This is a genomic window from Pantanalinema rosaneae CENA516 (assembly GCF_050753385.1).
Classification (GTDB): Bacteria; Cyanobacteriota; Cyanobacteriia; order Leptolyngbyales; family Leptolyngbyaceae; genus Pantanalinema; species Pantanalinema rosaneae.
Genome location: NZ_JBLZFZ010000001.1, coordinates 281613 through 306737 on the forward strand (window position 1 = coordinate 281613; position 25125 = coordinate 306737).

General features: G+C 48.4%; 19 protein-coding genes. 13 read left to right on the forward strand and 6 right to left on the reverse strand.

The genetic code is table 11. The features are described from left to right. Window positions 1-90: 90 nt before the first annotated feature. Together ACN4EK_RS00985 and ACN4EK_RS00990 are read right to left on the reverse strand one after the other, a co-directional pair. On the reverse strand, window positions 91-3222 hold the full coding sequence (locus ACN4EK_RS00985) for a CHASE domain-containing protein (protein ID WP_431655453.1): 3132 nt from the start codon (window positions 3220-3222) through the stop codon (window positions 91-93). Between the two features lie 485 nt (window positions 3223-3707). Further along, a complete protein-coding gene (locus tag ACN4EK_RS00990; RefSeq protein WP_431655454.1) occupies window positions 3708-4940 on the reverse strand; it encodes a TetR family transcriptional regulator in 1233 nt (410 codons plus the stop codon). Between the two features lie 100 nt (window positions 4941-5040). Between ACN4EK_RS00990 and ACN4EK_RS00995 the strand changes: the two genes are divergently transcribed. The 9 genes from ACN4EK_RS00995 to ACN4EK_RS01035 all read left to right on the forward strand — a co-directional run bounded on the left by ACN4EK_RS00995 (window position 5041) and on the right by ACN4EK_RS01035 (window position 11434). Then, entirely contained in the window at window positions 5041-5883 is an 843-nt protein-coding gene (locus tag ACN4EK_RS00995; RefSeq protein ID WP_431655455.1) for an acyl-CoA desaturase, read from the forward strand. Between the two features lie 167 nt (window positions 5884-6050). Then, window positions 6051-6350 (forward strand): RNA recognition motif domain-containing protein, encoded by a 300-nt coding sequence (locus ACN4EK_RS01000; RefSeq protein WP_431655456.1) that lies wholly within the window; start codon window positions 6051-6053, stop codon window positions 6348-6350. Window positions 6351-6587: 237 nt separating this feature from the next. Then, window positions 6588-6773 carry a 30S ribosomal protein S21 gene (rpsU, locus tag ACN4EK_RS01005; RefSeq protein ID WP_431655457.1) on the forward strand — a complete coding sequence of 62 codons (186 nt, stop codon included), beginning with the start codon at window positions 6588-6590 and terminating at the stop codon, window positions 6771-6773. Window positions 6774-6830: 57 nt separating this feature from the next. Further along, entirely contained in the window at window positions 6831-7151 is a 321-nt protein-coding gene (locus tag ACN4EK_RS01010; RefSeq protein ID WP_431655458.1) for a pentapeptide repeat-containing protein, read from the forward strand. A 95-nt stretch (window positions 7152-7246) separates the two neighbouring features. Beyond that, on the forward strand, window positions 7247-7798 hold the full coding sequence (locus tag ACN4EK_RS01015) for a hypothetical protein (protein ID WP_431655459.1): 552 nt from the start codon (window positions 7247-7249) through the stop codon (window positions 7796-7798). Window positions 7799-8575: 777 nt separating this feature from the next. After that, the gene (locus tag ACN4EK_RS01020; protein ID WP_431655460.1) at window positions 8576-8851 is read left to right on the forward strand and encodes a GlsB/YeaQ/YmgE family stress response membrane protein; all 276 of its coding nucleotides are present in this window, start codon (window positions 8576-8578) and stop codon (window positions 8849-8851) included. Between the two features lie 290 nt (window positions 8852-9141). Then, the gene (locus tag ACN4EK_RS01025; RefSeq protein WP_431655461.1) at window positions 9142-9621 is read left to right on the forward strand and encodes an SRPBCC family protein; all 480 of its coding nucleotides are present in this window, start codon (window positions 9142-9144) and stop codon (window positions 9619-9621) included. Window positions 9622-9647: 26 nt separating this feature from the next. After that, window positions 9648-10817: a zinc-dependent alcohol dehydrogenase gene (locus ACN4EK_RS01030; protein ID WP_431655462.1), complete on the forward strand. Its 1170-nt coding sequence runs from the start codon at window positions 9648-9650 to the stop codon at window positions 10815-10817. A 155-nt stretch (window positions 10818-10972) separates the two neighbouring features. Continuing rightward, entirely contained in the window at window positions 10973-11434 is a 462-nt protein-coding gene (locus ACN4EK_RS01035; protein ID WP_431655463.1) for a hypothetical protein, read from the forward strand. A gap of 581 nt (window positions 11435-12015) precedes the next feature. On the opposite strand, the gene ACN4EK_RS01040 is transcribed toward ACN4EK_RS01035, so the two are convergent. Together ACN4EK_RS01040 and ACN4EK_RS01045 are read right to left on the reverse strand one after the other, a co-directional pair. After that, on the reverse strand, window positions 12016-12483 hold the full coding sequence (locus ACN4EK_RS01040; RefSeq protein WP_431655464.1) for a peptidoglycan-binding domain-containing protein: 468 nt from the start codon (window positions 12481-12483) through the stop codon (window positions 12016-12018). A 78-nt stretch (window positions 12484-12561) separates the two neighbouring features. Next, a complete protein-coding gene (locus tag ACN4EK_RS01045) occupies window positions 12562-13029 on the reverse strand; it encodes a peptidoglycan-binding domain-containing protein (protein WP_431655465.1) in 468 nt (155 codons plus the stop codon). 641 nt (window positions 13030-13670) lie between these two features. On the opposite strand from ACN4EK_RS01045, the gene ACN4EK_RS01050 reads away from it, so the two are divergent. Continuing rightward, window positions 13671-14126, forward strand: a complete 456-nt coding sequence (locus tag ACN4EK_RS01050; protein ID WP_431655466.1) for a hypothetical protein — start codon at window positions 13671-13673, stop codon at window positions 14124-14126. A 113-nt stretch (window positions 14127-14239) separates the two neighbouring features. Next, window positions 14240-15055 carry a lipase family protein gene (locus ACN4EK_RS01055; protein WP_431655467.1) on the forward strand — a complete coding sequence of 272 codons (816 nt, stop codon included), beginning with the start codon at window positions 14240-14242 and terminating at the stop codon, window positions 15053-15055. A 179-nt stretch (window positions 15056-15234) separates the two neighbouring features. Here ACN4EK_RS01055 and ACN4EK_RS01060 read toward each other — a convergent pair whose 3' ends face one another. Together ACN4EK_RS01060 and glpK are read right to left on the reverse strand one after the other, a co-directional pair. Beyond that, window positions 15235-16803: a glycerol-3-phosphate dehydrogenase/oxidase gene (locus tag ACN4EK_RS01060; protein ID WP_431655468.1), complete on the reverse strand. Its 1569-nt coding sequence runs from the start codon at window positions 16801-16803 to the stop codon at window positions 15235-15237. An 18-nt stretch (window positions 16804-16821) separates the two neighbouring features. Then, on the reverse strand, window positions 16822-18309 hold the full coding sequence (gene glpK / locus ACN4EK_RS01065; RefSeq protein ID WP_431655469.1) for a glycerol kinase GlpK: 1488 nt from the start codon (window positions 18307-18309) through the stop codon (window positions 16822-16824). Between the two features lie 176 nt (window positions 18310-18485). On the opposite strand from glpK, the gene ACN4EK_RS01070 reads away from it, so the two are divergent. Together ACN4EK_RS01070 and ACN4EK_RS01075 are read left to right on the forward strand one after the other, a co-directional pair. Further along, the gene (locus tag ACN4EK_RS01070) at window positions 18486-19049 is read left to right on the forward strand and encodes a GrpB family protein (RefSeq protein WP_431655470.1); all 564 of its coding nucleotides are present in this window, start codon (window positions 18486-18488) and stop codon (window positions 19047-19049) included. 165 nt (window positions 19050-19214) lie between these two features. Next, a partial coding sequence (locus ACN4EK_RS01075; protein ID WP_431655471.1) for a hybrid sensor histidine kinase/response regulator occupies window positions 19215-25125 on the forward strand: 5911 nt, incomplete at its 3' end.

Genomic DNA, 25125 nt, shown 5'->3' on the forward strand with positions numbered 1-25125 from the left:
CCGCTACCAGGAGCGATCGCGCCGCTAAGACCTGCTGAACAACGGGACTGATCGCTTGCAAGTCTGTCCAAGGACAGCTGAATCCCAACATTAGGATTTGAGATGAGTACATTCGACGATCGCCTGCACCAAGGCAATGGGATTAATTGGTTTGGTTAAGTGATATTGAAATCCGGCTGACAATGCCTGCTGTCGATTCAGTTCGCCAGCATACGCCGTTAACGCGATCGCGGGAATCTGTCCGCCCTGATCTGCCGCTAACGATCGGATCTGACGAATCAACTCATAGCCATCGGCTTCGGGCATTCCAATATCACTCACCAACACATCCGGTTGGAAACTGGGTAAAATAGCCAATGCCTGTTTAACCGTTGCCGCCGCTGTCACCGTTGCCCCTGCTTGGGTCAATACGGTTGTAATCAACTCCCTCGCATCAGCTTCATCATCCACGATTAAAAGTTTCATCCCCTTTAGAGCTTGGGATGGTGAGAGCAGTTTTTCTAAGGATTTAGTGGGTACATTTAAAGTCATTTTGTCTAAGGGAAACATCGCCACAAACGTCGCTCCCTGATTTTCACCATCACTGTTCACATAAATCATGCCCCCATGTAACTCTACTAAATGTCGCACGATCGCCAAACCTAATCCTAATCCACCATAATGACGAGTGGTTGAACTATCCGCCTGCCGAAAGCGATCGAACACATACGGGAGGAAATCGGCGGGGATCCCACGACCAGTATCACTTACCGTCAATTGCGCTACAGTTCTTCCTAACTTACCTCCAGATTCTGCCACCGATGCTGGTAATTCAACTCGTTGTAAATTCACTTGCACTTCCCCCATCTCTGGTGTGAACTTAATCGCATTTGAGAGTAGATTCCAGACAATTTGTTGTAACCGATTCGCATCTCCTTGCAAAGTCAGCGATGTATCGAGTTGCGATCGCACCGTAATTTGTTTTGCCGCTACATTAGGCTGAACTGTTTCCATGACAATGTCTACGATCGCCGCTAAATTAACCTCCGTTAAATGTAATTGAAGTTTCCCAGTAATGATTCGTGAGACATCCAGTAAATCTTCAATCAATCGCATTAATGATTGGGTATTGCGATCGATGGTTTCCAGCGCCCGAGCCGTCGTTGCCGCATCAAACTGGCGAGTTCGTAATAACTGCGTCCAACCTACCATAGCATTTAGCGGAGTCCGAAGTTCATGGGACAGCACCGCCAGAAACTCATCCTTCATGCGATTCGCCTGCACCAATTCTTCCGTTTGTTGCTGCAATGTTTGGACGAGATATGCCCGTTCTAAAGCGGTCGCAATTTGATCGGCTACCACCTGTAACAAGGCTAATTCATCCTCCCGAAAACACTCTCGCTTGCAAGTACCAAACGCGATCGTTCCAATCACCTGATCACCCGACAGCATGGGATAACAGGCATAAGCTGCCAAATGTAGCGATCGCAGTAATGTGGTTTTCGGATCGGTTGATTGTTGCGCCTGTTCAACAATACAGGGCTTACCCGTTTGAGCCACTAAGCCACAAATTGTATCCTCAATTCGCAGGCAGCGAATCGTTTCGGCAGCAGCAGCAGGAATACCGCTATAGGTGTTGAGCAATAGTTTTTGACTGTTGCGATCGATCAAATAATTGAAATAAATTTCTAAGTCCAAGTGATTAGAGAGTTGACTAAACAAACTACTTATAAAGTCGGTTGGTTGGTCATGCAACAGCAGACTACTTGACATGGCATACAGCAAGCCCAGTCGCTCATTGCTACGTTTTAAGGCTTGTTCAGCTAATTCGCGTTCTGTAATATCCTCATGGAGTAGCACAACTTCCCGAATTTGCCCGATCTGATCTTTGACTGGATAGATATAAGCCTGTACCCAGCGCGGAATCCCGGTAGGACTGTCTGGCAGAGATTGCTTCGGATCATATCGGACTGGCGGAATCGCCGTTGCCCGCCCCGCAAAGGCTTGCTTAATATAGGGCATGAGGCCCATTTCAATCAGTTGCGGATCTTGGAGCAGATTGTAATGATCGAGCTGATCCAGGGTTAATCCCCACAATTCTTCCCAGGCACGATTTACCTGCACTGAAGTCCCATCGGGAGCCAGAATTTGAATACTCAGAGAGGATTGCTCCACTAAAGTCCGAAATCGCACCTCTGACTGGCGTAACCAAATCGCTGTTTGCTCGATCGTCTGACGGGCGCGAACCTGTGCCCAGGTCAATCCAGACAATACCAAGCCACCTAAAATACCTGCCAGTAAAATGTAACGGGCATAGCGGCTTTCAGATGCCTGCTCCAGGCTCAATCGCGAGGCAATGACCAGACTCCAGGTGCGACCAGCCACATTAATTTGTCGCACTGCCCTAAACTGGGACGGATGGCTAGCTAAACTGGGATGGGGACTACGGAGCAGGGATTCGGGGCGCAGATCAGTGCCATCGTAAACCCATACATTCACCAGTCGTCGGTTTTGATACCGAAAAATTCCTTCAAACAGATCATCTGCCCGAAAGGGACTATAGATAAAACCCTGAAGCTGCGATCGGCGTTCTGCCAGGGTAGCGGGTACCGTGTTACTCCGATAAATCGGTGAATACAGCAAAAAGCCTGCCTGTTTTTGGGGATCAATTTCCTGTACCAACGTCACCCGCCCGGAAACCGCCGGTTGTCCAGTATCTCGCGCCTGCTCCATCGCCGCCCGTCGTGTCGCTTCCGTAAACATGTCATAGCCAATCGCCGCCTGGTTGCGACGATCCATCGGTTCCAGGTAAATGATCGCGTGATACTCGCTGCGAGGAGTTTGGGGACGAATGCTAAAGTTAGACAACCCCTGGCGGCGCATGTCTGCCGTTAAATCGGGAAGCTGCTCCGGCTGAAGACGGATGGTGTAGCCAAACCCTTGAATACCCGGATAATGTTCCCGGAGTTTTAACTGGGCAACGAAGTTTTGAAAGCTCTGGCGACTAACGGTATCGCTGGCGGCAAATAACCCGGCTCCCGATCGTAACAAGGCGGTGTAAGTAGTTAAACGTTGCTGAATTTCAGCTTCAGTTCGCTGTACCTCATTCTCAAACCGCAATTGGTCTTTGCTTCTAGCCGTACTCTCAGCATAATGAGCCGAAAGCGCCGTCAGGGATAGGGTTCCTATTAGGACAATATAGGGTAACCAGTGGCGATGTAGCTGAGTTAGGCGGTTAGCCATACATTCACCATCCAGCTAAGATGAGCGATCGCTGAATCCACAAAGCTGCTCCAGCTTGATATACAACGAGCTTAGGGAACTCCCAGAATTGGGGGGCTAGGGGGGCTAAATGCGGGATTTTGAGGTGGTTGAGGAGCTGTGTATACACTGTAGCCTTGCCAAGGTGGGGATCGCTGAGGGACGCATAGAACAAACCATACCTTTTCAACTATCCTCTGAGACGAATCATCCACGAAATCGTATTGCCATGTTAAAGGATTCTGATGCCATTTCACACTCATAATTAAGGCAATTTATCACTTTGCCTTTAACCCGTATTATCCGTATTTCCATGCAGAAGTGGTTTAAACCCTTGCCAGAGCCCCCTACAGCTATCTAATTTCAATTGTAAAAGCAGTTGTTTTTAGTAGATGTTTTTCCCATGGTTTTGATACATTTATTGGCAGTTACAAACACAGTCCGAGCCAACCCAGAGATTGTCGCGACTAGGCTTTTTGGTCTAATTTGATCACGGCTTCGAGGGCAGCTTTCTCCTGTGCCCGTTTCACATAGGGCTGGAATTCTGCCACCGTCCAGCCGGTTAACAAACAAAGCTGTTCCGCCGTCATCCCTCGCATCAACATTTCTACACACCAAGTTTGTTGAGCTTGCTCGATCGCCAGCACTTGCCCTTCTAATGAACGTAACCCTTCTGTCCAGAGGTGCCATTGTTGACGGAACTCTAGTTCAGATAACGGATCTCCAGATTGATTTAAGAATAGAGCGGATTGTTGATCCTTACGGCTTTTTAGCCATTGTGTCAGTGGGTTGTGAGTATAGGAGCCATACCGCTTGCCCATAATCCATTGGTTAATTGGCACTAATCGCTCATTGCGTGGCTGCACCTGGAGGAGTTGTTGATGGGCATGGCTGAAATAATGCGATCGCTTTAAGCCCACCATCTCGATTGGACTTAGTCCAGCACCAAACAAGACATACGCCAGCGCATAGTCTTGTAATCCGATTTTTTTTGTCCGTTGTAAAATTAATCGAACGGTATCAGCCGATAGGTCTGCCACTTTGAACAGCCGAACTGGACTATGACTCACCGAATTGGCAGGCTCAGGCAAGGGCGATGTCGCCGATACTGCTCCATGCAGAAACAGCGTGACTAAATTCTCCAAAAAATCATGGCGATCTTGCCAGAGGTGATGTAACTCGCTGGTAAACTCAATCACGGCATATCCCAGTAACATGCCATTCAGTAAACTTGCCAGTTTTTCTGCCGGAAGATAGGTGTGTAATTGCCCGCGATCGATCACAGTTTGAAAATATTCCGCCACATAATGATTCGCCTGGGTAAACCCCCGTCCTAAGGCTTGGCGGTTTTCGGACGGAAAATGTCCGGCTTCCCCCACCACCGATCGCACCACCTCCGGGACGCGATCGAGGGCCTGCAAACAGGCTGTGGCATAGGCTTTGAGGGCTTGATGAATACTATTAGCTTGTTCTGCTTCTTGAATTAACGCTTGTCCTAATTGGGTAAAGACAGCCGCATCTTCAATCACCGCCAGCAATAGTCCATGTTTACTACCAAAATGCCGAAATAACGTGACTTCATTCACGCCAGCCGATTCCGCAATTTGCTTGGTGGTCGTGGCAGTCACACCTTGAGCCGCAAATAATTCTAGAGCCGTGTGGATTAAACGCTGTCGGGTTGGATGGGGGGAGGCAGGCATGGGGGAAATGCAAGTGACACTTGCAGAATAAAACAATAATTGTTAGGCTACAGATGTAAGTAACACTTGCATACTCTCTGCTACTGTAACAAGGATTTTCATGACCTCTCATCCAGTTGCCACCGCTTCCGATCGCGGTGATTCATTTGTCCTCAATTGGACAAATATTGCATTTTTCACGGTATTCCATCTGCTCGCCCTCTCCGCGTTCTGGTGCTTTTCCTGGTCAGCCTTAGGCGTTGCCATTCTATTGCATTGGCTATTTGGCAGCATCGGCATTTGTCTGGGATATCATCGGTTGCTGACTCATCGCAGTTTGCAATTACCTAAGGGCTTAGAATACGCGGTCGCCGTGATTGGTGCCTTGGCGCTGCAAGGAGGCCCGATCTTTTGGGTATCAGGACACCGTCGCCATCACCTGGATACCGAAGATATTGATAAAGACCCTTACTCCGCCCGCCGGGGATTTTGGTGGAGCCACATGCTCTGGCTATTCTACAAACGTCCCGAATTCTTTGGCTATGAGGCATACCGCCATTTCGCCCCCGATCTCGATCGCGATCCCGTTTATCGTTGGTTAGATCGTTACTTTTTACTGTTGCAACTCCCGCTCGGTGTGGGGCTATACCTGTTAGGGGGCTGGTCATTTGTCGTATACGGCTTGTTTGTTCGCGCCGTTTTACTCTGGCATAGCACCTGGCTGATCAACTCCGCCACTCATATTACAGGCTACCGCACTCACGATTCTGACGACAACTCTCGTAACCTCTGGTGGGCAGCCATTCTCACCTATGGCGAGGGGTGGCATAACAACCATCATGCCTATCCCAATGTCGCGAAGGCTGGCTGGAAATGGTGGGAAATTGACATGACTTGGTGGGCGATCGTGCTCCTGAAACAATTGGGTCTAGCCCGTCGCATTGTCTTACCACCAACCAGTTAAGAGATTAACTTGACGTTCAGCAATTCTTTTAATTGGCTTAAGCCTTCATTTAGGAAATCCATGCTAGGCTTGGGGCATCTTGGAAATTATTTTCGGTTGGCTAACCTTGTTCACAGGCGATTCTCCGAATTTAACTCTCCACCCAAATTTGATTCGGAGGAATCACGATGTCTATCTACGTTGGGAATTTGTCTTATCAAGTGACCGAGGCAGGAATTTCCGAAGCGTTCTCTGAATATGGCACTGTTAAGCGAGTTCAACTACCAACTGACCGGGAAACTGGACGGGTTCGGGGATTTGCCTTTGTGGAAATGGAAACTGAAGCGGAGGAATCCGCTGCGATCGAAGCCCTGGATGGTGCCGAGTGGATGGGACGCGATCTCAAGGTAAACAAAGCCAGACCACGTGAAGATCGAGGATCTTCTAGAGGGAACTGGTCAAACAATAATCGGTCTTCTCGCTACTAACTCACGACTAAACAGTCAACTAAGACCAAAACATGAGAGTCTTGAGGGTAGACAAGGCGTCTACCCTATTTTGTTTATCTCTGCTTGAGTCAAGCTGTTTGCCCATTCAGCTAGAGATCAGGAGTCAGAACTCAAGTGTTCAATTGATGTGAATTTTGCAGATTTTTGACCTGTCAAAGTTGAGTTTGACAGCACCTTTGCTCAGTTCACATGCTCGTAAATTCAATAGGAGATCAAATGGCACAAGTAATTCTTGGTGAAGATGAAGGAATTGAATCCGCTTTACGTCGCTTCAAACGTAAAGTGATCAATGCTGGAATTTTTCCAGATATGAGAAAGAATCGCCACTTTGAAACCCCAATTCAAAAGCAAAAGCGCAAAGCCCTAGCCAAACAAAAACGTCGCCGTCGTCGTTTCAACTAAATGATTTTCAGTTTCACTCAGGTCATCATCCAGCCCACCCTTACTTTGCGGAACTCTATGGATATCAAAGAGCTGATCAGCCGTTACAAAGCTGGTCAACGTGACTTCCGAAACTTAAACCTCATTGCCGCGAATCTACGGAATCTCAATTTGATGGGTGCTAACTTGAGTGGAACTAACTTAAGTGGAGCCAATTTAACAAGAACAAATTTGAGTTATGCTAATTTGACTGGAGCAAATTTAACGAAGGCAAAGTTAATTAATACTAATTTGACCAATGCAAATCTCAGCAATGCTAGCTTAAGTGGTGTTGATCTCAGCCAAACTAATCTGAGCCAGACCTATTTGCAGGGGGCAAGCTTACCGGATGATTTTTAGATTGCCCAAGCTGAATTTGAACGTTAGTGCGATTAGGTTCCGGCAGCATTACCAATCTAGCACTTGTTCGGTTCTATCAAGAGGTTGACTCAACTATGACTCCAGACGCAATCCGAACTCTCTCGAATTTGAGACAGGCATCCTATTCGCTATTTGCAACCGCGATGGATAGTCCTGTCAGAATTACGAATCGGAACTCGCAAGCTGGGAATCTGTCGATCGCGTCTTGGGTTGATAGCCAGCAACAAGTAAATTACCTATGTATCGTGGCTCACACGGCACCGGATGAGTTTATTCCAGAACGTCCGTTTGTGCTGCGATTAATGATCAATCGGGGTGGCGATTTTGCTGGGGTGTCTCGGCAACGGAAAGCCGGACAAGAGATGAACCAGAGCTGGGGGCTGGAATTAGTATTGTTACCCGAAGAGGTACTAGATTTTGTTCCCTGGTTAGTCAATTTAGTCCAGTTTTATGACTCTGGCAAGGCAACATCTCTCCCCGCCCCACCCCATCCGTTGGAACACGAACTCTCCTTACACCAAGCCTTCCATAGAATTAGCACCCAACCTGCGATCGCCAAACTAACCCAGCAACCCTCCGTTGAACCCGCCCCAATACCGTGTTTAAGCTTTCTCCAAAAACGGTAGAAATGCGTCTGGACGGATGTTAGAGTGGGCGGATCAGGATGACAATTGCTGCTACGCGACGATCGTAAACTTTGTTCTCATTTCAGGCTGTTTGAGCAAATCCGCACTACTCTAGTAAGTAAGAAGTTGATCATCTTCTGAAACAAACCAAGTTCTGAGATTCACGAATATTAGGAGGTTAAACATCATTTCCTGCGTGAATTTGTTTCAACTGACTTCAGTGGTTTTTAAGTCGATCGTTGATATTTCCTCAATTTAATGGCAAGGGAGTGTTATCAGCTAAATGGTTCCAATCTATCTGCTAATTAATGATTGAATTCTCCATTTAGTTCACCTCCAGATAGCTTCATCCACTCTGAGGAAATCACTCAATACCACCACTCTAAATTGCACAAGTCCCTGCTTGAAGGATCAAGTGGGGACTTGCTGTATAAAGCGCCAATTCGCTGCATCGTTCTGCATAAAGACAGAAGCCTTCTCCCTGAAAACTCTAACCTCCGTCCTATCCGTTTCCTCTCTTGAGATAGGTACACCCCAATCATTCAGCCGATATTCTGAAAGTATGCTAATTGCACTGATGTAGGACTGAATCAAACGATTATTGCCGGTTTTTTGATCATAGAAATCATCAGTCATTAACATCTGTGCTTATAAAAGTCTAACCAGCATGGTGCAGAAGCCGATCATGACTTCTGGACTCCACCGTCTGGGATAAACGCGAACGTGTTATCAATCAACGCAACAACCAATCTTTTGTAACCAAATTTGGAGGATACGATGGACATTCTTGCCTGGATTGTATTAGGTCTATTAGCTGGCGCGATCGCTAAAGCGATTTATCCGGGTCGTCAAGGTGGCGGTATTATTGGCACGTTAATTCTGGGTGTCGTTGGTGCTTTCGTCGGAGGTTCACTTTACAACTTATTAGTGAATGGTACGTTAGCCCTTTCTGCTACTGGTTTAAGCATTGGTGGGGTATTTCTCGCTGTATTAGGAGCCATTATTGCTCTAGCAATTTACTACGCTGTTACCCGTCGTCGGGGTGTTTACTAATCTAGCGAGCATCATATTAACCCGTTGATTTAGCTTGATCAACTGGCGTAGGACAGTTAATCCTGATTGATCACTCTAGCCTCTGTTGTTTAACAAACAGGGGCAATTTATTGTTTAGCAGTAATCCTCAAAGTATTTTCTAAAATCGCTTATATCAGCTTAATTGGTATAGATCCATACATGCCGAAACTGGTTCTTCAGAGTGATGTAGCACTGAATCCATTCCTTGAACATAGGAGAAAAGGCTTGCTTCATCAAGCACACAAATTCTCCTCAAGAGTACAAGATTCATGGGTCAGAACATTAAAGTTGAGAAGACCGTAACTATCAACAAACCAGCCGCAGAACTCTATCAGTTTTGGCGTGATTTCGAGAACCTGCCCGGCTTCATGAAGCACCTTAAATCCGTCAATGTCATCAACGATCGCCGATCGCACTGGATTGAAAATGCGCCTTTAGGAACCAGCGTTGAGTGGGATGCTGAAATTACCAACGAGCAAGAGAACCACTTGATTGCCTGGGCTTCCGTAGCAGGTTCCGACATCAAGCATGTTGGATCGGTTCAGTTTCAACCGGCGATGGGAGAACGAGGAACAGAAGTCAAGGTGAGGCTGGAGTATCAACCACCGGCAGGGATCATTGGTGTTGCGATCGCCAAACTTTTTGGGGAAGAACCGGAACAACAAATTGGTGAAGATCTCTATCGATTTAAGCAGTTAATGGAAACCGGAGAAATTGCTACGACGGACGGGCAACCCTCTGGGCGTTAATGACTCGTAATTAGGAGAAGTATTACATGAAAGCAGTATGTTGGCATGGGGCAAACGATGTGCGGGTCGATAATGTCCCTGATCCTAAAATTCTCAATCCCCGAGATGCCATTATTAAAATCACCTCAACCGCAATTTGTGGTTCCGATCTACACCTTTATAACGGTTACATCCCAACCATGCAGTCCGGCGACATCCTGGGGCATGAGTTTATGGGAGAAGTAGTCGAACTGGGTCAGGATGTTCACAATTTGCAAATTGGCGATCGGGTTGTCGTTCCCTTCCCCATTTCCTGTGGCGGCTGCTTCTTCTGTCAACGGGATTTGTGGTCATTATGCGACAACACTAACCCCAATGCCTGGATGGCAGAAAAGCTCTATGGGCATTCACCCGCCGGGATTTTTGGTTATTCCCATTTACTAGGTGGCTATGCGGGCGGACAGGCAGAATACGTTCGTGTGCCCTTTGCGGATGTAGGACCAATGAAAGTTCCTGCCGAACTGTCAGACGAGCAGGTATTATTCCTCACCGATATTTTCCCAACTGGATACATGGCCGCCGAGAACTGCAATATCCAACCGGGTGACACCGTTGCCGTTTGGGGCTGTGGACCTGTAGGACAGTTCACAATCAAAAGTGCTTACATGCTGGGAGCCGAACGGGTGATTGCGATCGATCGCATTCCCGAACGCTTACAAATGGCGAAGGAGCAGTGCCATGCTGAAATCATTAACTATGAGGAAGTGGATGCGGGCGAAGCCCTGAAAGAAATGACGGGGGGACGCGGGCCGGATGCCTGTATTGATGCCGTAGGAATGGAAGCGCATGGCATGGGATTAGATGCCTTTTATGATCAGGCAAAACAAGCGGTGCGCCTGGAAACTGATCGTCCGACGGCGCTCAGACAGGTCATTCTTGCCTGCCGTAAAGGAGGACATGTTTCCATTCCCGGAGTCTATGGTGGCTTTCTGGATAAAGTACCCATGGGGGCAGCCATGAATAAGGGGCTCACCTTCAAGATGGGACAGACCCACGTTCACCGTTATCTCAAACCTTTGCTAGAGCATGTGCGGCGGGGGGATATTGATCCCTCGTTCGTGATTACCCATCGCTTGCCCCTAGATGAAGCCCCCAAAGCCTACGAGGTCTTCAAGCACAAGAAGGATAATTGCATCAAAGTTGTCCTGAAGCCCTAAGGAATGGGGATTAAATCAGTTCCTAAGTTCCCATCTGTTCATGGGGTGAACCACGGTTTACCCCTTCTAATATTTAGGCATAGCCGCCGCAGTGGATGGGGCAATCAACCGTTAAACTGGAAAATGACCCTGATTAGAGCAAGGCAGCATTTCTCTTGAAGCATCTGGATGAACCGCTTTCGATCGCCACGGCGGAACAAATTCACAGTAAAGCTCGCGCTCCCTTTGACAATGCCTTTAAAGCGGCTCTAAAACTCAAAGGCGAAGTTGACTATGTGCAGGGCTTTTTAGCCTTCACTGGGAAACCGTATAAACCGATCGAACATAGCTGGATCGAGTTAGACGATCGCATTATTGACCCGACCTTTCCCCATTTGGGCAAACCGGCTGCCGCCCTGCACTATTTTGCTGCCCAACGCTTAACGGTGAAACAATTGAAAGCTGCGATCGAGGAAGCGAAGGAAGATTACCCAGATGATGATCCGCTCCCCATCTACGGCTCGCAGCCCTATGAATATTACGGCGATGTCATGCTGGGGGGCAAGGAATATTTAGCTGCCTATGAAGCCGCCGCCGCCAAGTGTACCGAACTGAATCAACCGCATATCAACAATTAACGGGGCTAGATGGGCGATCGTAAACTTTGTTCTCATTCATCGTCGTTCTGCCAAATTGGCACTATTCTGGTAGTTAAGAAGTTGATCATCTTCTCCGACGAATCAAATCCTGAAATTCACGAATATTAGGAGGTTGAAATCGTTTCCTGCGTGAATTTGTTTCACTTGACTTCAGTGGTTTTCCAATCGATCGTTGACATTTCCTAAAGTAACATCGTTACGGAGTCGTTGGTTACTGAATCGCTTCATCTCAGGCTAGCAATGGTGAAGAGCTTTAGTTCAGTTCCACCTCAAATAGTCTCACTTCCGCAGTTAGGAAATGCTTTAATGATCCCACTTCATAATTTCGATAGTCCCTGCTTGAGCGATCGAGGAGGGACTTGTCGATCGTTTGCCAGTAGCGCACTCCATTAAATCCGACGACCGCATTGTTAGATTAGCCGTCTGATCACCTCAAGATGCCATAAGGAAAGACATACGAAAAAACCCGGTTGGGATCCACCGGGCTTGAATGCACTATGTCCATGAATGACTTTGAAGAAGGTAATAGCGTCCTGCGTTAGAACACTATTGGAGTTACCTTAGCACCCAACATAGGGATACAAGTAGCTCAGTTCCATCCAAGTTTCTTGACCAATAACCCCATCCGCCCGGAGATAATGATCGACTTGAAACCGCTTCACTGCCGCTTCCGTTTTTGCACCAAAGGCAGCATCGATCGCGCCTAGCGCATAGCCATGAATAGATAACCGATCTTGTACCCGTCGGACTAAATCACCTTGACTGCCAACCCGCAGAATTGGTAATTCAGCATTTCTGCGGGTCATCAACGCTGCCCAGGTTTTAGAACCAACAATGCCATCAACCACTAAGAAAAACCGCTCTTGGATTTCTTTTACCGTCACTTCCGTTACCGAACCAAAGATGCCGTCAACTACCAGACGAGGATCGTTAAAGAAGTTGTTAATTAGTGTCTGAAGTTCCTTAACCGCAGCACCTTGAGAACCGATCTGGAGAGTAGGCTTGTTGATCTGTACAGTTGTCGTCATGATGGAAACTCCTAGATGAGTGAATGGATTTACAATTGAGAGAGTAAACAATGCATCAGCCGTGAACAGAAATGATTTCTAGCGTTGTGAGTAGGGATACAAATAGCTCAGTTGCACCCAGGTTTGCTGACCAATAATGCCATCCGATTGAAGATTACGATCGACTTGAAACCGCTTCACGGTTGCTTCCGTTTTGATGCCAAAGATGCCATCGATCGTGCCAAAGGTATAGCCATTTACTGCCAACCGAGACTGCACTCGCCGGACTAAATCGCCCTGACTCCCGACTTTTAATACCGGTAGTTCAGTGTTTTTGCCAGCGATTAACGCTGCCCAGGTTTTAGCTCCCACAATCCCATCAACCGTTAGGAAAAAGCGTTCTTGCATTTCTTTAACGGCTCCCAGAGTTTGAGTGCCAAAGATACCATCAACCTTCAGGCGAGCAGCGTTGAGGAACTTGTTGATTAAGGTTTGCAGTTCTTTAACCGCCGCCCCTTGAGAACCAAGTTGGAGAATGGGCTTGTTGGTTTGAATCGTGGTCGTCATGATTAAAACTCCTAGATGAGGGAATAGGTAAGTAGCTGCAAGGTATTCGATCGCTACTCTTTATGAGTGACTGAAATCACAGCTAATTCGTTAACGTAATCACTGATGAATAGCTATGATTCGTGCGACTCAGCAAAGTGTAAGTTTGATTGATTTGACTAATTTCTATTAGGAAATCCGTCGTTTTTAGTTTGCCTTGCGTTTGCTTACCTACTGCATCAGATTGAAAACATCCAATTCCGGAGAACTCTGAGCACCCATTTGTGTGATATTTTTCCTATTATTTTTGAGCATATAAGGATAGATTAAATCTAATTCGGCTGAAATTTAATTGCAACTTCTATCAGCTCAGGATCAGTCAATTAATTACTAGCAACTTTTACTCAAATCGACTAGAAAGATACGGGCTATTGGCAATTAATATGCACTATTAATCAGCTAAATCGGAAAAATATTTTTCTTCTAAAAAAGTTGTCAAGATACCGAAAAAAGGTGACTAACGTTATCCGAAATCAGAAATATTTAGTGTGTTAACTATTTTAGAAGCACTTGAGCTGAGCAAACAGCGCTGGCACTTCTACCTCAGCCCCTGATCGTTGTTACGAGTCACATTCACTCAATTGTCTACGGAGATTTCTACCATGCATAAGTTCATCACACTCATTACCATTGCGCCGATCGCCGCTCTAGCCACAGGTTTATCTGCCTTACCCGCACAGGCACAGGTTGCCGAAGTACCCACCGCCAGCCGACAAGGGGACTTCACAACCGCTAGAGTGCTGGGCAACCGGGGCTATTTCCAAAATACCAAGTGGCTGGTTGTGGATACCGATCGCGGCTTGAACTGCCGCACAACACCTAACGGTGCGGTTAAATCGGTTCTGATGCCCGGATCGATCGTGACAGCTGTCTTCTCGAACCCCAATCAAGATGCCGTAGTTTTCAATCAGGGTAATCCCTGGTTGCGGGTGAATCCTCAGGTGCCTAGCCATGCCTCAGGCACACCCGGAGTTTGCTATGTCCGAGCCAATGTCCGCTATATTGCCCCCATTAGCCAGGACTTTATTCGCAATGGCTCTATTAGTCTCAGCCACTAGGTGACGCATGGTTGTGTCCCTGCGATCGCAGGCATTGCCCACTTGCGATCGTCCCCGTTAACTGACCGCTGTTCACAATGACTGCTGTTCATACTTTTAGCCCCCAGTGTTTTATGACTATGATTGCCCCCTGCCGAACACATCAGCCCCCACTCAATGCCCTTGGTTTAGCCAAAGCCGCTCGCTTAGTGTACAAATCCGCAGACCAAATTTTGGTTGATCCAGACTATCAACGCTGGAACTTCGATCGCTGTCAATTCTTGAGCCGCAACCATACGCAAGCCTTAATTACAGGCAACGATCGGCTACTGATCCTCGCCTTTCGCGGGACAGAACGATCGGCGCTCAAAGATTGGATGACCAATATTGATGTCGCCCAAATTCCGGACTTTGGTGGCAATGTCCATCGCGGCTTTACCCTTGCCCTCTACTCAGTGCTGCACCAAATTCAGTCAACCTTGACCAGATTCCGCGATAACCATCAGCCGTTATTCATTACAGGTCATAGTTTAGGCGGCGCATTAGCCACCCTGGCAACCGTAATTTTGGAAGAAATGAATTATTCAGTCCAGGCAACCTATACCTTTGGCTCCCCTCGGGTTGGCGATCGCAGCTTTTCCCAAGCCTTCGATCAAAAGTTTTGGTTTCGCACTTTCCGCTTCGTCAATCATAATGACGTAGTCACACGGGTTGCCCCTCGCCAGTTTGGTCGGTTTGACTATGACCATGTTGGTCAATGTTTATATTTTGATGCGGCAGGTCAATTGCATCAAGCAGATGGCTTCCAGTTCTGGCAACACTTCAAGTACAGTGTGCGAGGCAGTATGGATGATTTCTTGAATCCTTCCGGTCGGTTTGGTATCACGGATCATGAAATTACAGCCTACGAAAGAAATCTGGCTCTGAATACAGATTATCTTCGGAACTAAACCTCAAACATTCTTATCTGTAAGTCCCCTCAATCCTCCTTTCTACAATGCCGCAGGCTATATTTTGGGGGACTTTGAACGGTTCGGTTCCCTCCTTTTTTCTAGCGTTAGCGGCGCGTAGCGCGAGGGTTAGGGAGGATCAAAGGGTCTTTAAACACAGCCTAGGAGGCAAATTACCGCTATGCTGTTGAGTCGCAGGACAATTGATAGCCGATCGCCAGCGATCGATACGCTGCTACCTGCTGCTGTTGCCACTCCTGACTAAATCCTAATTCTGTCGCTAGAATCATGGCAACGTTTGGAGCCGCTTCCAGGCTAGCCGCCGCATCCAGAAACAGCGATCGAGTTCTCCGAGCCAATACATCTTCAACCCTACGTGCCATTTCATAGCGGGCTGCCCACACCACTTCGGCTTCTGTGTAGGGCAACCGGGGATGGAGCAATTGATTCATGCCGGGTAACTGCTGCACCCGATCGGCATCACTACCATACACGTCCAGGGGTGCAGGTTTGGGGGTTTGAGTCCAGCCATGCAGCTTTAAATCGGCGGTAATAGAGGGATGCGGTGGTAACATGCCTCGCTGAATCAGGTAATCGATCGCGTCTTCACCCATTTTGCGGTAGGTCGTCCATTTGCCGCCAGTAATGGTCAGTAGCCCAGAGTCAGAGATTTGAATTGTATGTTCACGGGACAAAGTAGCCGTTGACTGAGTGCGATCGGTTTTCACCAGGGGACGTTGTCCGACAAACACACTCAGAACATCGGCATCGGTGGGAGCCGGACAAAGATATTGCGTCGCTGTGCGTAAGATAAAATCAATTTCACTAGCCAGGGGACGCGGTTCATATTCAGGGCGATCGACTGGGGTATCCGTCGTTCCCAATAGTGTTCTGCCCTGCCAGGGTAAGGCAAACAAAACGCGACCGTCCTCAGTTTTGGGAATCATCATGGCGCTATTGCCCGGAAGAAAGCGGCGATCGACGACCAAATGGATGCCCTGACTGGGAGACAGCATTGCCTCTGCTAATGGATAATCTATGCGCCGGACGGTATCCACGAAAACTCCCGTAGCATTGATCACTACTTTGCCATTTAGTTCCAAAATTTCACTGCTTTCGGTATCCTGCATCCGAACGCCACGGATATTACCCTGCGTTTTGATAAAGTCGATGACCGGCGCATAGTTCAAAGCTACGCCACCACAATCCACCAAAGTTTGCATTAAGGTAATAGCGAACCGAGCATCATCAAATTGACCATCGTGGTAGAGAATACCGCCACGTAAACCCTCCTGCCTTAAGGTAGGAACCTGCTCCAGGGTATCGGACTGATTCAGGAATTGACTCCGACCGAAGCTCAAGCGTCCAGATAGCAGATCGTACAGCTTTAGCCCAGCTCCATAGTAAAGCTGCGACCACCAGGCATACCCCGGCACGACAAAAGACAAATTCTTGACTAAATGGGGCGCATTCTGGCAAAGAAGTCCGCGCTCATGCAGCGCTTCTCGCACTAAGGAAAGATTCCCTTGAGCTAAATATCGCACTCCGCCATGAATCAGCTTTGTCGATCGACTAGAGGTTCCTTTGGCAAAGTCATATTTCTCCAACAACAGCGTCTTAAATCCCCGACTTGCCGCTTCAACGGCTGTTCCTAATCCAGTCGCACCACCCCCAATCACAATCACATCCCACGCGTCAGATTGCCGGAGGGTCGTGAGGATGTGCGATCGCATCAATGAGTTATTCATCACCAAGAACAGGTAGGTCTACGATCGATGCCGAGTTTGGGCGACCGCTTGCCGCCAGCCTTCTCGCCAGGTATGACGCTGGCCAGCACTCACGGTTGGCTCAAACCGTTTGTCCAGTTGCCATAGTTGGACAATTTCCTGTTCGCTTGCCCAATATCCCACCGCCAATCCCGCCAGGTAAGCGGCTCCAAGGGCGGTTGTTTCAGTCACTTTCGGTCGCACAACGGGGACTCCTAACACATCTGCCTGAAACTGCATCAACAGGTCGTTCCGCGCCGCCCCGCCATCTACCCGCAATTCTGACAGAGATAACGTCGAATCCTGATGCATGGCATCAATCACATCGGCGGTCTGGTAGGCAATACTCTCCAGGGCAGCCCGGGCAATATGGGCGGCGGTAGACCCGCGAGACAGACCCACGATCGCCCCCCGAGCATAACTATCCCAATAGGGCGCACCCAAGCCAACAAACGCTGGCACCAAGTACACCCCACCCGGATCGGGGACGCTGGCAGCCAGGGATTCCACCTCTGCACTCTGGTTGATGATGCCTAAACCATCTCGTAACCATTGCACCACCGCCCCCGCAATAAACACACTCCCTTCTAAGGCGTAATGCGTGCGATCGTTGACGTTCCAGGCAACGGTGGTCAGCAGTTGGTGATGGGAGACGATCGGCGTTTCCCCCGTATTCAGCAGCATAAAGCAGCCTGTACCGTAGGTATTTTTTGCCATGCCAGCCTGGAGACACGCTTGCCCAAAGGTCGCTGCCTGTTGATCTCCGGCAATCCCCGCGATCGGAATCTGTGCGCCCAATAGTCCGGCGGCAGTATGCCCATACACTTCTGAAGAACTGCGAACGTCGGGTAGCAGGCTACGGGGAATATCGAGCAGGGTTAATAGCTCATCATCCCATGTCCCTGTATGAATGTTGTAAAGCATCGTCCGACAGGCATTGGTGGCATCGGTAACATGTAAGGCTCCCTGAGTCAGCTTCCAGATTAACCAACTGTCTACGGTGCCAAAGGCAAGTTCCCCCCGATCGGCTTGCTCCCTGGCTCCAGGCACATGATCGAGTAACCATTTCAGTTTTGTCCCACTGAAGTAGGCATCAATCACTAATCCGGTTTTGCCTTGAAACAGCGCCTCGTGACCCTCAGCTTTCAGTTGATCGGCAAAGGCGGCCGTCCGCCGATCTTGCCAGACGATCGCGTTGTGGATTGGGCGACCTGTTTGCCGATCCCAGACGATCGTCGTTTCCCGTTGATTGGTAATCCCGATCGCCGCGATATCCCTGGCAACAATGCCAATCCGAGCCAGGGCTTCGTTTGCCACCCCAATTTGAGACGACCAAATTTCATCAGCATCATGCTCGACCCAACCGGACTGGGGAAAAATTTGCTGAAATTCCTTCTGGGCAAGGGAAAGCAGATTCCCCTGGCGATCGAAGACGATCGCGCGAGAACTGGTCGTCCCTTGATCTAAGGCAAGCATGTATTGACTCATAACATCGTTCTCAATCAAGTGGCTGCAACGATAGTTTGGTGAACAAATCAGCGCTTTATCTGTACTAGAGGCATAGCTATTCTATGCTGAGATTCCTTTGTCTGTCTCAATCAGAGAGGTTTGGCGACAGTGAACTCGATCGATTACCCTGTAGCTGTCGTTTGCCATAGATTCGGATGATTGTCATTCAACCTTATCGATCGACCTGGCGCGAAGAGTTCTTAACTCTAGGTAAAACTCTACGTCAGGGACTGGGTGATTTAGCCCTGCGCATTGATCATATTGGCTCCACCTCTGTACCTGGGTTAGCGGCAAAAGATATCATCGATATTCAGATTACCGTTGCCAGCCTTGATCCGGCGATCATCCCTTTATTCGAGCAAATTGGGTATCAACAGAGTCCGCATCTGCAAGATCATCTGCCACCGGGTGCGAGTCAACGCCATGACTGGGTGAAATGGCTATTTAAACCGCTCCCACCTCACCGTCCCGTCAATGCCCATGTCCGAATTGTCGGCAGAGCTAATCAACGGTATGCCCTGCTATTTCGGGATTACCTGCGATCGCACCCTGCCAGCGCCCAGGCGTATGCCCAGGTGAAACAGGCTTTAGCGAACTACCATGCGGATAATGCCGAAGCCTATTACGATGTCAAAGATCCCGTCTGCGATCTGATCATGGAAGGAGCGGAAATCTGGGCAGAAACAACAGGCTGGCACCCCGGAGCCACCGATGGTTAATCACCAAGCCAAGTACAAACCAAAGAAGTAGTTAAGCCATAGCTCTAGCGTCAGATCAGCGCTTACCCTAGAGAAGGATTGCAATGCTTATAAATTGATTATCCTTGTTCAGAAGAGAATGATCCGTAACCAGTTTGACCCACTTGCTCAGGCGATCGAGCGGCTATGAACCAGATACTGGCTGGCTACTGGCTGCAACAGGTGATTTATGAAGGGGACGACACCAGGGTTTATACCGCGCTCAAACCGCCCCAGCAATCCCCGGTGATGATTAAAGTGCTGAAAGCTGAGTATCCTGCGCTAGAAAGAATCGCTCGCTTGAAACAAGAATTTGCAATTCTTCAAACTCTCCAGAGCTCGGGAGTCATTCGGGCGTTAGCCCTAGAACCGGATCACCATTCTGTAGCGTTAGTTTTAGAAGATTTTGGTGGACTGTCTTTACACCAATTTCTCCAAGCAACCACCCTCTCACTGGAGCAATTTCTCGATATTGCGATCCAACTCGCAACGACGATCGCAGAACTCCATCAGCATCAGATTATTCATAAAGATCTTAATCCCAGTAATATTCTGATTCAGCCCCAAACTGGACAAGTCAAAATTATTGATTTCAGTGTGTCATCCTGCCTGACGGCTGAAACTTCAGCCCTGGATCAACCAAATCAGTTAGAAGGCACTCTGGCTTATATGTCGCCCGAACAAACGGGACGGATGAACCGGACGATCGACGATCGCAGCGATCTTTACTCCTTAGGGGTGACCTTTTATCAACTCCTGACCGGGCAACTCCCCTATCAAACCAGCGATCCATTAGAACTGATTCATTGCCACATTGCTAAAGTTCCCCCCGCTCCAGATCAACTGAATCCCAGGATTCCCCAGGTATTGTCTGATCTGGTCATGAAGCTTTTAGCCAAGCCCCCTGAGGAACGTTACCAAAGTGCGTTAGGACTCCGGGCGGATCTGATCCAGTGTCAGCAGTCCCTTCAGCCGACTGGAACGATCGCGTCCTTTGCGATCGGTACATTAGATACTGCCAGTCAATTCCTGCTCCCCCAAAAACTTTATGGTCGAGATCAGGAGATTGCCACGTTACTCGCCGCATTTGAGCAGATCCGGACAGGCGCGATCGAGTTAATGTTCGTCAGCGGTTATTCCGGGATTGGGAAAACGGCACTTGTGAATGAACTACATCACACGATCGCGCGACAAGGTAGCTATTTTGTTTCAGGTAAGTTTGATCAATTTAAACGCAATCTCCCCTATGCCTCCCTGATCCAGGCATTTCAAGAGTTGATGCGGCACCTATTAGCAGAGAGTAATGCCACGATCGCAAGCTGGCGCACTAAACTTCTGGTCGCTTTGGGAGCAAATGCTCAAATCATCATTGATGTCATTCCAGAAGTCGAACAAATTATCGGTTCCCAACCAAGCGTTGCTGTCTTGAATTCGTTTGAATCTCAAAGTCGGTTCAATCGAGTATTTCAACAATTTATTCGTGTCTTCAGTCAACCTGAACATCCCCTAATTATCTTTTTAGATGATTTGCAGTGGGCAGATCTATCTTCTCTGAAGTTGATTGAATTAATTATTACTAATCCGGAGAACCATTATCTACTGGTAATTGGAGCGTATCGCGACCACGAGGTGAACATTAGCCACCCCTTAATGCATACGCTGGAGCGCATTCAGCAGGCTGGAGCGATCGTCCGTCAGCTTATACTGCAACCGTTAACGATTGATCATGTGACGCAATTAGTGGCGGATACGCTGCATACCGAGGTAGCTCAAACTCAATCCTTAGCGGATCTGGTGTTTAAAAAAACGCAGGGAAATCCTTTCTTCCTAACTCAACTGCTGAAATCCCTGTATCAGGATAAGCTTCTGTGGTTCGACTTTACCCAGGGCAGTTGGCAATGGGACATGCAACTTTTGCAGACTATCAGGATTACCGAGAATGTCGTGGAATTAATGGTAAATCAAATTCAGAAATTATCGGTTAAAACCCAAAATATTCTCAAGTTAGCGGCTTGCATAGGAGACAAATTTACGCTGGAGGTGTTGGCGATCGTTCATCAAACCAGCCAAGCAGAAACGGCGAAAGACTTGTGGGAAGCACTGCAAGCTGAACTGATCACCCCCTGTCATGATTCTGAGCAGGTTCCTCTGGAACTTGAGCCTGTCATGGATGTGCAAAAGCCTGCTCAACCCTTAGAATCCAGCTTACAGGTCAAGACCACTTACAAATTTTCCCATGACCGCATTCAGCAAGCCGCCTATGGGTTGATTCCCGAATCGCAACGGGGGCTAACTCACGTTCAGATTGGCCAGCGACTGCGGCAACACACCTCCTGTGAGCCTGACAAAACCACCATTTTTACTGTAGTGAATCAATTAAATTATGGCATTGATTTACTGACGACGGCAGCCGATCGCATTGATCTGGCAGAACTGAATCTTTTGGCAGGTCAAACGGCTAAGTCAGCCATGGCCCACGAAGTGGTGATGCGCTATCTCAAGGTCGGCTTAAGGTTGTTACCCAGCACTAGCTGGCAGCACTACTACGATCTCAGTCTGGCACTTCATCAGGAGGCAGCAGAAGCCGCGTTTCTGAGTGGTGACTTTACATCAATGCAACGCTTAACTGGGTTAGTGTTGCAATACGCCAAAACCCCGTTAGCACAAGTCAAAGCCTATGAGTTACGGATTAAAACCTGTGAGGTGCAGAGAGAACTGTTGACCGCCATTAAACTGGGTCTGCAAGCATTAAACCTGTTAGGTGTAAATCTGATTGAATTTCCATCCGCGACAGATATTCAACAGGCGATCGCGACCACTACCGCTAATTTAGTGGGTAAAACCATTGATGATTTGATGCATCTACCGGCGATCGTCGATGAAACCAAACTGGCGGCGCTCCGTCTGCTGGCAAGCTTAGTTCCTGCGGCTTATCAATCGGCTCCGGCACTGTTTATTTTAATGGCATGTCAGCAAGTCAATTTAACCATTCAGCATGGCATGACCACCGCCTCCGTCAGTGGGTTTGCCGATTACGGCATTGTTTTTAGTGGGCTTTTACAGGACATTGAAACCGGCTATCAGTTTGGGCAACTGGCTGTGAATTTACTCGATCGCCTGCCTACCAACCTCACCCGTAGCCAAACGCTCTTTAAGGTATCCACCTTCATTCTGCCGTGGAAGCATCCCCTACAAAATTCCTTGCCGTATCTGGAGGATGCCTATTTCAGCGGCTTAGAAACTGGGGATCTGGCTCATGCGGGTTACGCCGCTACCTACAAATGTCAATATTCCTATTGGAGTGGGCTGGAGTTAACCGCTCTAGAACCAGAAATGGCACGCTATAGCCAAGCGATCGCCCAAATTAATCAAGAAACCGCATTAAAGTGGAATCAAATTTTTCACCAACCTGTATTGAATCTAATGGGTTTATCTGAAAATCCATGTCAGTTAATCGGCAGTGCCTATGATGAAGCCACATCTTTGCCAGTTCATATTCAATTAAATGAACGAACTTTAGTCCATTATGTGTTTTTGAATAAGTTAATTTTAGCTTACCTGTTTGGACAGTTCCCGCAAGCCATCGACCATGCTAACCAGGCTGAGCAATACTTAGACGGTGTCCGAGGCTTGTTTTCGGTGTTGGTCTTTTACTTCTATGACTCGTTAGCCCATCTTGCCCAGTATTCCTCCACCTCGGAGCCGGAACGTTTACTCGATCGGGTGGTGGAAAACCAGGAAAAACTGCGGAACTGGGCAAACCACGCTCCCATGAATTTTCAGCATAAGTTTGAGTTAGTAGAAGCAGAAACCGCTCGGGTCTTAGGCAACTATTGGCAGGCAATGGAGTTGTACGATCGCGCGATCGCTGGAGCCAAAGCCAACGGCTATTTACAGGAGGAAGCCTTAGCCAACGAGCTTGCTGCCGGATTTTATCTGGCTCACGATCGCGACAAGGTCGCACAGACCTATTTAATGGAGGCTTACTACGGTTATCTGCGCTGGGGAGCCACGGCTAAAGTGCAAGATTTAATCACGCGGTATGCCAGGTTACTGTCCCCAGTATTACAGCAACCAGCCATGACTCAGGCAGCCACACCCACAACCGGGCATCCATCCAGCAACAGCACCATTGCCTTTGATGTTACGACGGTGCTCAAAGCCTCACAGGCATTGTCCAGTGAAATTGTGTTGGGGGAACTGCTCACTAAGCTGATGCAGATTGTGTTAGAAAATGCTGGGGCAGAAAAGGGCTATTTGCTGCTGGAAACCGATGGGCAGTGGTCAATTCAAGCCTCAGGTAATGTCAACACCCCAGCCATTACCATCCAACCACAGTCGATCCCATTACCACTGGCAGAAATTCTCGATCGTCCCAATTCAGAGCGCTCGATTCACCACTATTTACCCGTTGCAGTCATTAACTATGTCGTCCGCACCAAAGAAGCCTTAGTGCTGAGTCATGCCAGCCTTGATGCGATCGTGGCCACCGATCCGTACATCATCGCTGCACAGCCCAAATCAATTTTATGTACGCCAATTCTGCACCAGGGAAAATTAACTGGGGTGCTGTATTTAGAAAATAATCTGACCACAGGAGCCTTTACCCAGGATCGGTTAGACATCCTGCAACTGCTGGCAGCCCAGGCCGCTATCTCGATCGAAAATGCCCGACTGTACGCCGATTTAGAGGAAGCCAATCGGACATTAGAAGCCAAAGTAACGACTCGCACCTTAGAGCTGGAGGAGAAAAACCGCCACTTGCAGCAAGAAATCCGAGAGCGCCAACGGGCACAGGAAGCCGCACAGATAGCGAACCGCACCAAGAGCGAGTTTCTTGCCAATATGAGTCATGAGTTACGCACCCCTCTGAATGGCATTCTTGGCTATAGCCAAATTCTCAAAAAGCATCCTGCGTTAACTGAACAGCAAAGCAATGGTTTAAATATTATTCATCAATGTGGCGAGTATCTACTGACATTAATTAACGATGTCTTAGACCTGTCAAAAATTGAAGCGCAAAAAATGGAGTTGCATCCCAGTACAGTGCATTTGCCGGATTTTTTAGCCAATGTTCTAGAAATTTGTCGAATTCGGGCGGAACAAAAACAAATTACGTTGAATTACGAAGTCCTGTGTCCCTTACCGCAACTCGTTCATACCGACGAAAAACGCCTGCGGCAGGTACTACTCAACCTCCTCGGTAACGCGGTTAAGTTCACGCCAGTGGGAAGCGTTACCTTTAGGGTCGGCTATGTGCAGCCGGAAGCCGTTGCCACAGCAGCCCAGCTACCGCGTCAGCCCGAGCGACCCAGCCTGGATGACAAAATTCGGTTTGAAGTTGTCGATACTGGTATTGGCATTGCCCCCGATCAGTTAGAAGTAATCTTTCAGCCGTTCCATTGCGGCAGTCACCCGGATCATCGTACAGAGGGCACAGGGTTAGGGCTAGCAATTAGTCGCCAATTGGTGGAATTGATGGGTGGCAAGCTTCAGGTTCATAGTACGCCTGGGCAGGGAAGCCGCTTCTGGCTGGATCTGAGTCTGCCGGAAGTCGCCGAGTCCAGCCGCGCCGTTCAGTGCCCAAATGCCCGATCGATCATCGGTTATAACGGCGATCGCCGCACCGTGTTAGTCGTGGATGACAAGGAATTTAATCGCCTGGTAATTGTTGATCTGTTGCAACCGCTAGGCTTTACGGTGATTCAGGCCAGCAATGGTCAGGAGGGATTAGAGCAAGCCCTTCAGCGATCGCCGGATGTTGTTCTAGTAGATCTGGTGATGCCCCTGATGGATGGCTTTGAGATGACCCGACGACTTAGACAGATTCCCGAGTTACAAAACCTGGTGGTGGTAGCAATTTCAGCCAGCGTGTTTGACTTTGATCAACGAATGAGCCAGGAGGCTCACTGCAATGCGTTTTTACCTAAACCCGTTCAGGCATCGGCATTGTTAGAACAGCTACAGATCCATTTATCCCTGGAATGGATTTATGCCCCCGACAGTCAAAGCATCCTCCCCACCTACCCTCCCTCCCGCCTGTCTCTTATACACATCT

Excerpts from the sequence above, each read along its gene's own strand:
- ACN4EK_RS01010 (WP_431655458.1), top strand. The coding sequence starts at position 6,831 with ATGGATATCAAAGAGCTGATCAGCCGTTACAAAGCTGGTCAACGTGAC.
- ACN4EK_RS01060 (WP_431655468.1), bottom strand. The coding sequence starts at position 16,803 with ATGAATAACTCATTGATGCGATCGCACATCCTCACGACCCTCCGGCAA.
- ACN4EK_RS01040 (WP_431655464.1), bottom strand. The coding sequence starts at position 12,483 with ATGACGACAACTGTACAGATCAACAAGCCTACTCTCCAGATCGGTTCT.
- ACN4EK_RS01020 (WP_431655460.1), top strand. The coding sequence starts at position 8,576 with ATGGACATTCTTGCCTGGATTGTATTAGGTCTATTAGCTGGCGCGATC.
- ACN4EK_RS01015 (WP_431655459.1), top strand. The coding sequence starts at position 7,247 with ATGACTCCAGACGCAATCCGAACTCTCTCGAATTTGAGACAGGCATCC.
- ACN4EK_RS00985 (WP_431655453.1), bottom strand. The coding sequence starts at position 3,222 with ATGGCTAACCGCCTAACTCAGCTACATCGCCACTGGTTACCCTATATT.
- ACN4EK_RS01070 (WP_431655470.1), top strand. The coding sequence starts at position 18,486 with ATGATTGTCATTCAACCTTATCGATCGACCTGGCGCGAAGAGTTCTTA.
- ACN4EK_RS01030 (WP_431655462.1), top strand. The coding sequence starts at position 9,648 with ATGAAAGCAGTATGTTGGCATGGGGCAAACGATGTGCGGGTCGATAAT.
- rpsU (WP_431655457.1), top strand. The coding sequence starts at position 6,588 with ATGGCACAAGTAATTCTTGGTGAAGATGAAGGAATTGAATCCGCTTTA.
- ACN4EK_RS00995 (WP_431655455.1), top strand. The coding sequence starts at position 5,041 with ATGACCTCTCATCCAGTTGCCACCGCTTCCGATCGCGGTGATTCATTT.
- ACN4EK_RS01025 (WP_431655461.1), top strand. The coding sequence starts at position 9,142 with ATGGGTCAGAACATTAAAGTTGAGAAGACCGTAACTATCAACAAACCA.
- ACN4EK_RS01045 (WP_431655465.1), bottom strand. The coding sequence starts at position 13,029 with ATGACGACCACGATTCAAACCAACAAGCCCATTCTCCAACTTGGTTCT.
- ACN4EK_RS00990 (WP_431655454.1), bottom strand. The coding sequence starts at position 4,940 with ATGCCTGCCTCCCCCCATCCAACCCGACAGCGTTTAATCCACACGGCT.
- ACN4EK_RS01000 (WP_431655456.1), top strand. The coding sequence starts at position 6,051 with ATGTCTATCTACGTTGGGAATTTGTCTTATCAAGTGACCGAGGCAGGA.
- ACN4EK_RS01050 (WP_431655466.1), top strand. The coding sequence starts at position 13,671 with ATGCATAAGTTCATCACACTCATTACCATTGCGCCGATCGCCGCTCTA.
- glpK (WP_431655469.1), bottom strand. The coding sequence starts at position 18,309 with ATGAGTCAATACATGCTTGCCTTAGATCAAGGGACGACCAGTTCTCGC.
- ACN4EK_RS01055 (WP_431655467.1), top strand. The coding sequence starts at position 14,240 with ATGACTATGATTGCCCCCTGCCGAACACATCAGCCCCCACTCAATGCC.